The sequence below is a fragment of the Spirochaetales bacterium genome (assembly GCA_016930085.1).
GTDB lineage: Bacteria > Spirochaetota > Spirochaetia > SZUA-6 > JAFGRV01 > JAFGHO01.
On the sequence record JAFGHO010000102.1, the window covers coordinates 20,283 to 32,481 of the forward strand.

9 protein-coding genes are annotated in these 12,199 nt (G+C 49.1%); 6 read left to right on the plus strand and 3 right to left on the minus strand.

What is annotated here, in order from left to right; all coding sequences use genetic code 11:
* The first annotated feature begins 47 nt into the window (after nt 1-47).
* Both JW881_17395 and JW881_17400 read left to right on the plus strand, forming a co-directional pair.
* On the plus strand, nt 48-839 hold the full coding sequence (locus tag JW881_17395) for a hypothetical protein (protein ID MBN1699299.1): 792 nt from the start codon (nt 48-50) through the stop codon (nt 837-839).
* Nucleotides 836-1,846, plus strand: coding sequence for a hypothetical protein (locus JW881_17400; GenBank protein ID MBN1699300.1), 1,011 nt, complete (start codon nt 836-838; stop codon nt 1,844-1,846). Before JW881_17395 ends, JW881_17400 begins: the two co-directional genes overlap by 4 nt.
* Before the next feature lie 63 nt (nt 1,847-1,909).
* Here JW881_17400 and JW881_17405 read toward each other — a convergent pair whose 3' ends face one another.
* The 3 genes from JW881_17405 to JW881_17415 all read right to left on the minus strand — a co-directional run bounded on the left by JW881_17405 (nt 1,910) and on the right by JW881_17415 (nt 7,777).
* The gene (locus JW881_17405; GenBank protein MBN1699301.1) at nt 1,910-3,703 is read right to left on the minus strand and encodes a hypothetical protein; all 1,794 of its coding nucleotides are present in this window, start codon (nt 3,701-3,703) and stop codon (nt 1,910-1,912) included.
* Between the two features lie 41 nt (nt 3,704-3,744).
* Nucleotides 3,745-5,334: a glycoside hydrolase family 43 protein gene (locus JW881_17410; protein ID MBN1699302.1), complete on the minus strand. Its 1,590-nt coding sequence runs from the start codon at nt 5,332-5,334 to the stop codon at nt 3,745-3,747.
* Between the two features lie 280 nt (nt 5,335-5,614).
* Nucleotides 5,615-7,777: an alpha-glucuronidase gene (locus JW881_17415; GenBank protein ID MBN1699303.1), complete on the minus strand. Its 2,163-nt coding sequence runs from the start codon at nt 7,775-7,777 to the stop codon at nt 5,615-5,617.
* Nucleotides 7,778-8,026: 249 nt separating this feature from the next.
* Between JW881_17415 and JW881_17420 the strand changes: the two genes are divergently transcribed.
* From JW881_17420 to JW881_17435, 4 genes are read left to right on the plus strand one after another with little or no spacing between them, the layout of a single operon-like run.
* Nucleotides 8,027-9,049, plus strand: a complete 1,023-nt coding sequence (locus JW881_17420) for a LacI family DNA-binding transcriptional regulator (GenBank protein ID MBN1699304.1) — start codon at nt 8,027-8,029, stop codon at nt 9,047-9,049.
* 32 nt (nt 9,050-9,081) lie between these two features.
* Nucleotides 9,082-9,762, plus strand: a complete 681-nt coding sequence (locus tag JW881_17425; GenBank protein MBN1699305.1) for a corrinoid protein — start codon at nt 9,082-9,084, stop codon at nt 9,760-9,762.
* A gap of 9 nt (nt 9,763-9,771) precedes the next feature.
* Nucleotides 9,772-10,509, plus strand: a complete 738-nt coding sequence (locus tag JW881_17430) for a hypothetical protein (protein MBN1699306.1) — start codon at nt 9,772-9,774, stop codon at nt 10,507-10,509.
* A 4-nt stretch (nt 10,510-10,513) separates the two neighbouring features.
* The gene (locus tag JW881_17435) at nt 10,514-11,539 is read left to right on the plus strand and encodes a hypothetical protein (protein ID MBN1699307.1); all 1,026 of its coding nucleotides are present in this window, start codon (nt 10,514-10,516) and stop codon (nt 11,537-11,539) included.
* Nucleotides 11,540-12,199 lie beyond the last annotated feature (660 nt).

Here is a 12,199-nt window from a genome sequence, read left to right on the forward strand (position 1 = left end):
TTCTTGTCCTTGAAAATCGATTAACGGATGTACGCAGTATCGTGCCAATGAAAAAATTATATGTCATCGTCATCATCATAGTCTCCTGCCCTTTTTTTTTATGTGCCCAGACCGATAAACTGAAAACAGAGCTTGAAACCTGGTATAAAAGTCACCCGCAGGCGGGAAAATATACAGGTATCAAGGAGCAGCTTCTCTCCCTGTTTCAGGAAGCCGAACAACGATCGATACCCGGTGTTCTTCTCATGGAAAAGTTACAGGAAGGTTCGTCGAAAGGGGTCCTCCCGGACAGACTGCTCGAAGCCCTGAAAGACGAGATGGAACGTCTGTCGGATATTATCGCCATGATTGCCGTGATCGATATCAGAAATATGGAGGCGACGGGAAAGCGGTATTTCGAAATACCGGCCGAAAATTCCGGGTTTGAAGATATTTCAGGGTTTGAAAATAAAGATATCCGGAGTATGCCCGATATTATCAAACAGATTTCACTTTTCCAGAGAAGCGGCATTCCCCTTGGGAATATCGGTTCGATACTCGATTATGCCAGAACTATCCAAAAAAACAGAAATATCGCCTTTCAGGCATTAAGCGCCCTTATAAAAATACCCGGTGTTTCCACACTCTCAACCGAATCTCTCGTTGCATTGGGTGAATCGCTCCTTCGAAGCAAGCTTTCCCCGTCGAGTTATTCCACACTCTCATCGATTTTTTTAAAGGGCAGAATTTATCAGATGAGTTATACCACAATTAGCGGTATTGTCATCGAAGTTCTGGATAATGGTGGGGGGCTTATTCAGATCGAACAGGAGATAACGAGGAGAGGACGAAAGCGATGAAAAAAAGTTCCGTTTGTATGGTGAGTATGTATTGTATTCTGATGTTGTGCACCACCGTCCCGCTCCGGGCAGGTATCTCGCTGGCCGCTGGATTAGGCGGCATAGTCGATACTGAAAGCGATGAAGTTACCGTGGAACCCCAATCCGAATTCTCGGCAGGATACGATCTTTTTCATCCCTTCTCCGACACATTCAGTGTTTTCACGCTTTTAAACGGGCAAATGCATTACGGCATTACCGCTGTTGAATGGAGTTATCTCTATGACTGTTCGCTGGATTTTTCCTTTCGCGACGGGGATCTGTTAATAAAACCCTCGATCCATATCGAGGGGGAGCTTCTGGATTCATCGGTACTCGCCTTGCCTGATGTCTGGGAGAATAACGCGGGGCTTCTCCTTTCTCTCGAGGCCGGCGATATGTCTTTTTTCGGTATGCCCGAATTGAGCTGGCAGAAAGAAAATTTCTTTATCAGAGGGGAAATCGGCAGTTCATATATATTCAGTACCTGTTATGTCGTCACCCTTGCCGTTTCAGGCGGGATGACCGTATTCGACTCTGCGGATGAAGAGATATTCATTACCCCTGAGGTGGATTTGTCCTGGTACCCGGAAATACCGTTTGTATTGAGTGCATCTCTTTCGTTTACCGCATATGATTCCGACTATTCGACTGATTTCAGCGAAGAGGCAACCGATGTTGAAATACTTGATTTTTATTCCCTGTCGGGTCTTTTTGAGTGTTCGACCTTTTTCGCTGAAATATGCACACTCGAAATCCGGTTGCCGGTTTCAATGACGTGGAAACAGCATGGGGCGATCGTTGATGACGAGTTGATACCCGAAAAAGAATGGGTGTTTTCTCTCACCCCGGAAGCGAATCTGAGTATTTTTTTCAATATCCATCACAGTTGTATCGTTACGGTCGCCTGTGAGCAGGCATTTTCCAATAGCCGCTATCAGGAAACGGGAACGGTTTCCCTTGAGGTCGCCTACGAGTTATCCTTCTAAAATGAGAAATATCAAAAAAAAATTACCCGAAGCGACGCATGTTACAGGTCATTACTGCCTGTGCTATCGACTGACCGTGGGAAACCTGATACTGATTGTCGTTCCTGCATCGCTTTTAACTGAGATCGTGCCCCCGAGTTGTTTTGTCAGGGTGGTAACGATTTTCATTCCGAGTGACGGCTGGGTTGCGATATCAAAGTCGGGGGGAAGACCCACACCGTTGTCGTTTATTGAAAGCAGGTATTCCCCGTTTTCCCTGATCAGCTTCACGGTAATAGTGTTTTCGATCGTGGAATGTTCGCCCGACGTCCGTTCGGGCGGGAACGCATATTTTATCGCATTGAGCAGAAGCTCATTGATAATGAGTCCGCATAAAATACTTCGATCGAGATCGAGATAGATAGTACCGATATTTATCCGCATGGAAATATTATTGCCTCCCGTGCTGTATGAAGCGAGGAGATACCTCGTGAGGTCGTGAACATAATCGGCGACATCGGTGTCCGTGAGGTCTTTTGATTTATAGAGTTTTTCATGGATAATGGCGATCGATTGTATGCGGGAAATGGCCGTATTGAATATATCGAGGGATTTTTCGTCTTCGATGTATTTCCGCTGCAGCTTCAGGAGACTGATAATGATCTGAAGGTTGTTTTTTACTCTGTGGTGGATTTCTCCGAGAAGGATCGTTTTTTCCGAAACAGTCCGATTCAGCTTCATTTCGATTCCTTTTCGAACCTCTATCTCTTCTTCCAGCGATTTATTCGCGGCAAGAAGTTCCTTTGTCCGTTCATCGACCATTTGTTCGAGATTTTCTTTCATCTTTCTCAGGCTCGTCTCCGTGTCTTTGAGGCGGGTAATATCCCGAAGGACGAGCACCTTGTTGATAAGCCTGTTTCTCCAGTTGTAAATAGGCGAGAGATTCGCGAAATAGGTTATCCCCGATACCGTAACCTCTTTACTCAACATCCCGTCTTCCGGATCGGTTTCGAGTATCTCCTTGAAATCGGGCAAATAGCGTGAGAGGGGCGTTCCGATAATCCCGGTTTCCTTTTCGTTTATCAGCGAGGAGACGGCGGGATTGAGATAGACAATCTGATTGTCGGGAGAAAGGAGGATCACGAGATCACTCAGGGATTCTATCACACTATGCTGCGTCAGGGGGATGATCCTGAAATAACGCAATCGAATGAAATAGATAACGATAAGACTGGAGAAAGCAAAGGAAATGGGTGTGATCTCGAGATAGGAGAGTGAGTGTCTGAACAGATATTCCGAAATATTCGCGATGACGGGAAATCCTCCCGCCACGATGAGTATCATCGTGTGCCGCCTCGGTTGTCTGTTTTTTAAAAGACCGAGTATTAAAACGAATCCCCCGACCGTTAAAAGGTAGATGTAGCCGATAAAAACGTAATAGAGCGGGGAGAATGTCTTTACGATATTGATATTATTGGCATTCAGGGTAGCTCCGGTCCACATGAGATGGTGGAAGTGATTGGTAAAAATGACGATCAGCCATCCGAGGGAAAGGATTCCGCATAACGCTGAAAGCCTGTATCCCCTGATTTGATCCTTGAAAGCGAAGGAGTAGCAAAAACCGATCCATGCGGGGGGAAGGAAGGCAATGCCGATGTATTGAAAGGTATTAAAGAGAAGTTTCAGTTCATAGCCTGCCATGATGTATTCGAACAGCTGGCAGGTATACCACAACCATGAGGTAAAAAGAATCGCTATTCCCAGCCCGGGTTTGAGAATTTTTCTGTTGATCCAGATATGGGAAGTCATCATGGTAAGGATGCTTCCCGCGATGATATACCCTGTGATATAGACGATATACGGAATATTGAGATTCATAGGCCGCTATCCATAAAGCATAGAAGGTTGAAGAACGGATGTCAATCAATCCCTTTATACTCGAACCAGTCGAAATCGGCATGATTGGCACTTTGTTTTCCGCCCCCGGATGCATACATGCCGATATACGCGCCGACAAACCCGCCGGCTTTATCCGTAGAGAGTATGCGGCCGTCGACCTCCCGTGCAAGCGGGGTTTCTTCATCTTCGGAGGTGCCGTAGTAGAATCCGTAATCCTGTCCCCTCGCTTGAACGGAAAGATACAGCCGTCCCGGGGGGGCGGCGAAGGAATACTCGGCAAGCATTTTTTCCTCCCCATTGTTGCATTGGGTAAGCCGCAATATATCCTTTCCGTTTTCTTTTACAAGGCAGTACAGGAAATGATAGCGGTTATTCTGTTGCAGAAGAAACCCGGCGGCCTCCCCCTCGATGTCAGGCGTAAATTCCACGGCAGCGGCCGCCCTGAAATTGATATGCTGCTGGCGCCTGCCGACAAAAGCGGGATTGCCGTATTCACTCGCCTTATCCGGCTTGAGCCGCAGCCGCAGATACCCCTTTTTTTCGGAAAGACTGAAAAATCCATCACGCGGTGTCCGTATAAAGTTCCAGCAAAGCCGGAGTTCGGGGTTGTCGAAATCATCCCTTGCAGGTAACGCCGGAGAGGATGAGGGAGGAAGATCCGGTACCGGGTATGAAGCCTCGATTTTACCTGTTCCCGGACACACGACGGGCCAGCCATCCTCCCATCTGACCGGGACAAGGAAGGTTTCCCTTCCGAGGTTTCTGTAATACCCGCCGTACGGCCGGGAGGCCAGACATACCATCCACCACTCGCCGTTTTGGGTCTCGATAAGATCGGCATGACCGGTATTGACGATCGGGTAATCGCGTCCAAGTTGCCGGTGGGTGAGGATGGGGTTTGCGGGATTTCCCTTGTAGGGCCCGGTAATGTTCGAACTGCGCGCGATAGTGACCGAATGGTGATAATCGGTCCCCCCTTCCGCGATCATAAGGTAATAATACCCGTCTATCCGGTACAGGTGCGGGCCTTCCGGCCAGATGACATCCCGCATGGCGCCCCGCCAGAGTCCGTGGTCCTGACCGGTCAGGGTCATGGTTTTGAGGTCGAGTTCCCGCAGCCATATTTCCCAGTTTCCGTGGTACCGTTCACCTTCGGGCACGGGCCGTGTTCCCGTATAGTATGCTTTGCCGTCGTCGTCAAAGAAGAGGGAGGGATCGATGCCGGGCGCGTCGGGCAGCCTGAATGGATCCGACCAGGGGCCGGAGGGATCTTCGGCGGTGACGATAAAATTACCGTTTTCTCGATTATTGTTCACATTGGTGGTGATCATGTAAAAAAGCCCGTTATGATAGCGAATGGTAGGGGCGTAGATTCCTTTTGACTGATCGAAACCGTGCAGCGCAAGCTGGGAAGGGCGGTCCAGGACATGGCCGATCTGTTCCCAGTGAACGAGATCCCTGCTGTGAAAAATCGGGACACCGGGGAAATAAGCGAAGGTCGATGTGACGAGGTAATAATCTTCGTTCACACGGCATATCGAAGGATCCGGATAAAATCCGGGTAGGATCGGATTGGTGAAGCATGAATCATTGGTTTTGCTTTTCTTCATTATATTCTTACTCCTTTATCAAATGATAACCTCTTTCACGTTTGTCGAAACGGATTGAGGTCTTTTTCGTATACGCGTTTTCCCAAGCGGCTTCCAGTCACAGGATACACGTCTATAGTTCTTTGTCAAGAGATAACCCGAACTCCGATTTCCGCGTAATACGACAATTGTCCGTATACCGTTGAGAAAACATTGGAGATTTCCTGAGATATTCCCCATGAATCAGCGAATTTCTATATCTCCTTTAATAATATCATGTCGATTTTCACGGACGTGAGCTTCAAAGGATCTCCTCGCCGTCATGGGTTTTTTCATCCGGTTTTTTCGGGATAAAAGGATTAGAGATACCGGGTACATAGAAATGGCGAATTTCTTTTACCTCATCGAGTGTTTTCTCCGGTTTTTCATATCCTTCGGGAAACGGCATCCGGGAAAACTCCTTAAAATAGAGAAGGCAGGCATCCCGCCACCAGATCGCCTCTTTTTCCTGTAAGGCAAGCAATACGCGGACGTGTTGAAACCTCGCCCGATCGATCCGGCCTTTCAGTGATTCCCATTCATCGATCATGGCGCGTACACCCCGGATACCGTCTGCGTACCTGAAACATAATTCCTCCCAGAGGGTTCGTCCGGATTTCATCCTCCGCTTCCACGCCACGTGGTGAAACCACAGCAACAGCGTTTCCGGACACCTGTCCATATCGGCAAAACGCTTTTTTACCGGCTCGTGATACTGACTCGCGGCATCGCTTCCGGTGCCGGTCCGGTCGAATCCGATGCCGTCCTCATCCGCCCTGTGGTAGTAGACCGATGTCCAGTCCTGACGTCCAAAATCGACCCACGGGCCGGGCCCGTAGTGATGGTTATATGCCATTATATGATGTAATCCCAGCGGCGTCATATAATTGACCGCGTTTTCCCTCGAGCACATCATCATTGTTTTCATGGTATCGACAACCTCCCGGTTGTTCGAGAATGTCATCCGGATCCATTCTTCCGCGATGTCTTCCGCCTTGAGGCGATGGTTCCATGCGAGCCGTCCGTAGGCATACCAGTTTGCCTGCGCGAACGGATGGCCGCACCAGTTCCTGTCGGATCCGGTATTGGCTACGGCGGCGATACCCGTGATCGGGCTGCCGTACAGGCTTCCGTCGATCACGCGGGCGACGGTCGATCCGGGCCCGTGGGCGTATGTATCCGAATCAAGGCATTCTTTTATCAGCGGGGCCAGATACACGAGGTGGGCGGCAAGTCCCAGATATTCCTGTGTCAGCTGGAATTCTACGGCAAGGTTCGAGTGCGGCATTGCCCCGAAGAGGGGATGGAAGGGTTCTCTCGGCTGAAAATCGATCGGTCCGTTTTTTACCTGGATCACGACATTTTTCCTGAATTTCCCGTCCAGGGGGGTGAATTCGGTCCAGGCCTGTTTTACCCTGTCCTCCTTGATTTTGTAATCATAGACAAACGCCCGCCAGATAACGATACCGCCGTAATCCGCGAGGACGTCCGCGAGCATATTCGCCCCGTCTGCGTGGGTGCGGCCGTAGTCATGAGGTCCGGGCTGCCCTTCCGAGTCGGCCTTGACCAGGAATCCGCCGAAATCCGGAATGATTCTGTATATCTCTTCCGCTTTTTGTTTCCACCAACCGGCTACTTCCGGCGAGCAGGGATCGCTGGTCGGGAGGGCGTCGAGTTCGATCGGGGCACTGAAGCATATGGAGAGGTACACCTTTATGCCAAAGGGCCTGAAACAATCGGCAAGGGCCCCGGCTTTCGAGAGGTATTCCCGTGAAAGACTGAGTGAGTTTGCGTTGACGCTATTGAGGACGGTTCCGTTTATTCCGATCGACGCGTTCGCCCGCGCGTAATCGACGCATCGCGGGCTGATATAATCGGGGAGTTTATGCCAGTCCCATAACGAGAAACCCGCGTATCCGCGTTCGATCGTGCCGTCGAGATTATCCCAGTGATTCAGGATACGGAGGTGGATCGCCGGACTTTCGGAGACGGTGAGGTTGTCCAGGGGGGACAGCGTCGCGCAAAGCCTGAGAAAATGAAAACAGCCGTACAGTATATCGATTTCGTTTGCCGCGGTGATCGTGATTATTCGTTTCCCGGTATAGGTGACTTCGGTTATGGCGTATTCCCCCTCCCCGATCTTTTTTATCTGTTCGAGCGTCCCTGGCCCACAAAAAATCGGTTTCAGAGAATCGTATGTTCCGGCAACGATAATACCGTCTGTCTGCAAGGTGTCGAAAGCCCGTATGGTAATACCCAGCAACCCCGAAAGCCCCCGCATCAATGCGTCCCGGGCTTCGATGAGTGTCTTTGACCTCCCCGGGATCATAATGCCGGTGATCTTTTTTTCATACTTCTTGCGCCATATTTTTTCCGAAATCGCCGGATATCTCAACCATAATTCATAGCCGTCTTCATTAATCATGGAAGCTCCTTTATATGATCATCTTTTACATGAAACTATACGATGAAAAAAAAACGCGCCTGTCCTCTCACGGTATGTCCGGAAATAATATTAACACGATATGCGGACGGGTCTATACTCCTTTTGATTATGCCATAGCGATAAAAAAAAATACAGTCGTTTTTTATACCGGCGAAAAAGGCGTTTGAATTTTTTTCATTTAGCTGGTATGATGAAGAAAGCTATATTATTTCGCGGAGAGGAGTGAATGTGGTCACGCAGTCGGACGTTGCAAAAAAAGCGAATGTCTCGTTCATTACTGTGTACAGGGTACTGAATAACAAAGGGTATGTGAAAAAGGAAACGCGGGCAAAAGTCTTGAAGGCCGTCAAGGACCTCCATTACTACCCGAATCATATCGGGAGGGCGCTGCGCAGCAAGAAGGTCAATACAATCGGTATTGTCATCCCCGAACCGCCCAATACGCCGGTCCATGGCATGGAGTATTACAATATGCTGATGCAGGGAATCGACAGATTCGCGGGTTCGCACGGTTTGGATCTCCTTCTTTCAACATATAAACAGAACGCTTCAGGTGTCGATTATTACCGGCTTTATTTCGAGCGAAAGGTTGACGGGCTTATACTTTTCATCCCGGATATGAGATGTCTTGATGTCGACTATATAGTGAAAAAAAGAATACCCTGTGTGATTGTCGGAGAACGTCCGGATAATCCGGGGATAAATTACGTCGATGCCGAAAATATGGAGGGGATGTTCGGGATAACCGAATACCTTATCCGGAGTGGCTCAAGAAAGATCTTTTTTATTAAGGGAATTTCCCGGATGCGGAATTCGATTGACAGGGCGAGCGGGTTTATGAACGCGATGGAAAAAAACGGGATCGATGTCCGGCCTCATTATCTTTTCAACGGCGATTTTACAATCGACTCCGGTATCGGGGTAATGAAGAAGATCATCCGTTCGGGCGATCTTCCCGATGCGATTGTCTGCTCGAACGATCATATGGCAATCGGGGTGTTGTCCGAAGCCAAAAAAGCGAACATCAACATACCCTCTGATATTTCTCTGGCCGGATTTGACGACATAAATATCGCCGGACTCATGGATCCGCCTTTGACGACGGTACGGCAACCCCTTTTTGAAATGGGATATAAAGCTTCGGAAGTGCTTTTTAACCTTATCGAAGATCAGATGCGGACAGCCGAAAAAATTATTTTTCCTGTCGAGCTCGTTATCAGGAAAAGTATTTTAGGGCCTGATAATGATTGACGAAACAGGAGTTTGCGAGTATAGGAGTATGTATGGATAAATTATTAAGCAGGCTGGCCCTCTGCATCGAAATGGGAAAACAGAACAAATCGACCCCGTATCCGAAAGAACTAGCAGGCCAGGACGGCGCCGAGGAACTGGTCGCGGAGGCGCTTGAAAAAGGCGTATCACCCCGTGATATATTGTACAGGGGGTGCGTTGTGGGAATGAACGCAATCGGGGAGAAGTTCAAGCGAAAGGAAGTCTATGTCCCGCAAATGCTGATCGCGGCAAAAGCCATGACCGGCGTGATGAACCGTCTCAAGCCTTTTTTCATCTCGGGCGAAATCAAGGAAAAAGGGATATTTCTGATTGGAACGGTAAGCGGTGATTTGCATGATATCGGTAAAAATCTTGTGGGCATGATCGTCGAAGGCGCCGGTTTCAAGGTCGTCGACCTCGGCGTTGACGTGAAGCCCGAGACCTTTGTCAGGGTTATCGGTGAAAACGAGGGGTGCGCCGTCGGTTTGAGCGCCCTGCTTACCACGACGATGGTAAATATGGAAGCCACCGTCGAGGAAATAAAAACACGGTATCCACAGACGAAGGTACTGATCGGCGGCGCTCCGGTTACCGGAGATTTCGCGGAAAAAATCGGCGCGGACCTCTACTCGCCGGACCCCCAGGGCGCGGTCGAATACCTGAATTCGATCACGGAGCAGGCTGCGCTGTAAGGAGAAGCCGTGGGGATTGTAAGTAAATCAGGCAATACCATATTCGACTATTATATCGAGCGATCCGGCCTGAACCTCAAAAAGGAGGATGTCGAATACTCGATCGGTTACCGTAGGCGAGACACCCCTTCGTACGTGAGAGAGGAGATCGACACCGTCTGGCCGGAGGTGGAGGAGTGTGATGATCTTTACGGCGGATTCAGGCTGGTATTCGAAGAGGCCTTGCGGTGTGAAGCGGCCGGATTTTGGCTGGGCCGGATTTTTTTTGAAACCGGGGAAATAATCGCATCGAATCTGAAAGAAAGCGAGTATATCGCCGTCTTTGTCGCCACTGCGGGAAGCATGATCAGCGAGAAAATATATTCGGCAAACAGGTCGAACGATTATATGAAAGCCTTTATCCAGGATGCCGCTGGTTCGGAAATGGCGGAGCGCGCGGCGGATTATATTCATGCCCGTATCGAGAGGGAAGCCGGAAGTCGGGGGATGTCGATCACGAACCGCTACAGCCCCGGTTATTGCGGCTGGAATGTCGCCGAACAGAAAAAGCTGTTTTCTTTCCTGCCTGAGGGATTCTCCCGTGTCAGCCTGACGGAATCGGGTTTGATGATCCCGATTAAATCCGTCAGCGGGGTTATCGGGATGGGCAAGCATGCCGTCCGGCGCGATTACGGATGCGCGATCTGTACCATGGAGAGTTGTTACAAACGGCAAAAGAAATACAAATACACAGCGCGAAAGGAATAAAGGTATGACTGACAACCAATGGAACGATCTGATAGACATTGTCAACGGGAAACGTATCGAACCGTTGCCGGTCGGATTCATTATCGACTGCCCATGGCTTCCGAACTGGGCGGGGATGACGATCCTGGATTATTTCACCAGCGATGAAAAATGGCTCGAGGCGAACCTCAGGGCGGTCCGGACATTTCCCGATATCATGTTCCTGCCCGGCTTCTGGTCGGAGTACGGCATGTGCAGCGAGCCCTCAGCGTTCGGCTCACGCTCGACGTTTCCCGCCGATCAGTTTCCGCATGCGCATAAATGTATCTTTTCTATCGACGATATTTCGAATCTCGCGAAGCCGGAAGCGGGGGTGGACGGACTCACCCCGTTTCTCCTGAACCGCCTCAAACTCAATCAGGAGAAAATCGAAGAAGAAGGCCACCGGATACGTTTTTCCGTTTCCCGGGGCCACCTCAATATCGCTTCCTACCTGATGGGCACGACCGAACTGATGACCGGTATGCTTACCACACCGGAAGAGATCCACCGGCTGCTTCGAATCATCACCGATTTTCTCCTCGACTGGCATGATGTGCAGCGGGAGACCTTTCCCTCGATAGACGGCGTCATGATCCTCGACGATATGATCGGGTTTGTCGGGGAAGATGAGTTTGCAGAGTTCGGCCTGCCGTATCTGAAGGAACTCTACAATAAAGAGGTCAGCATCAAATTTTTCCACAACGACGCCGATTGCAGGGTTTCCCTTCCGTATCTGCCCGAAATCGGTATCAACCTTTTCAATATGGGATTCGATATCCCCCTCAACGAACTCAAGGCCGCAACAAAAAACAAGGTGACCATGCTGGGAAATATCCCGCCGCGCGACGTACTCGCGCGAGGAAGCAACGAGGATGTGAAAAAGGCTGCGCGGGGGCTGCACGATGTGCTGGATGATCCGTCGCGTGTCATCTTCTCATGCGGGGGGGGTATGCCGCCGGATGTATCCACGGAAAAGATCAATATCTTTACAGAAAGCATCAGGGGTTGATGATGGGCGAAGAAATCCCGGTAAAATAAATCCTGTTTCACACAGGACACACACAGAGGAGGAGGATTAAGAAAACTACACATTCTTCTCTGTGTGCTTCGAGAGCTTTGTGTGAGACTTTGGAGGAATGAAGAGTGTTTCACACGGAGTTCACGGGGCACACAGAGAAAGAAAATCAATGAGGATTTACGGTTTCATTTCACCGCTAAAACGCAAGAGTAAAATCCGGTTTTTTTTATTCTTTTCTTCCAATAATTAAAAAGGATTGATAACACGAAAGACGCGATGGGCACGTTATGTATTCTCTATCTTCGAGACCTTCGTGCCCCGGGCTTCCTTAAATCCCTTCGTGTTAAAACAATCTGAATTTATGCAATAACAAAATGTAATAAAACCTGTAGAGAAACGCCCTTGTCATGCCGATAGTTGATTATATTCGAGGAACGGCGGTCAATTGCCGTTATCGTCTTCCTGTCAATACAAATAATCCTTATAAATGAGTAAGGATTATTTGTCGCGGAAAAACGGAAAAAACGGCCTGAGATGAACTAAAAAGCGGGAATATAAGCAGTTTCAGTATGGAATTTGAAGAAAAAAAGGGGGAATTCGGGGTTTTTGATGTCACATGATCAAAAAAAAAAAAAAAAAAAAAACGAATAA

Excerpts from the sequence above, each read along its gene's own strand:
- JW881_17395 (MBN1699299.1), top strand. The coding sequence starts at position 48 with ATGAAAAAATTATATGTCATCGTCATCATCATAGTCTCCTGCCCTTTT.
- JW881_17400 (MBN1699300.1), top strand. The coding sequence starts at position 836 with ATGAAAAAAAGTTCCGTTTGTATGGTGAGTATGTATTGTATTCTGATG.
- JW881_17405 (MBN1699301.1), bottom strand. The coding sequence starts at position 3,703 with ATGAATCTCAATATTCCGTATATCGTCTATATCACAGGGTATATCATC.
- JW881_17410 (MBN1699302.1), bottom strand. The coding sequence starts at position 5,334 with ATGAAGAAAAGCAAAACCAATGATTCATGCTTCACCAATCCGATCCTA.
- JW881_17415 (MBN1699303.1), bottom strand. The coding sequence starts at position 7,777 with ATGATTAATGAAGACGGCTATGAATTATGGTTGAGATATCCGGCGATT.
- JW881_17425 (MBN1699305.1), top strand. The coding sequence starts at position 9,082 with ATGGATAAATTATTAAGCAGGCTGGCCCTCTGCATCGAAATGGGAAAA.
- JW881_17435 (MBN1699307.1), top strand. The coding sequence starts at position 10,514 with ATGACTGACAACCAATGGAACGATCTGATAGACATTGTCAACGGGAAA.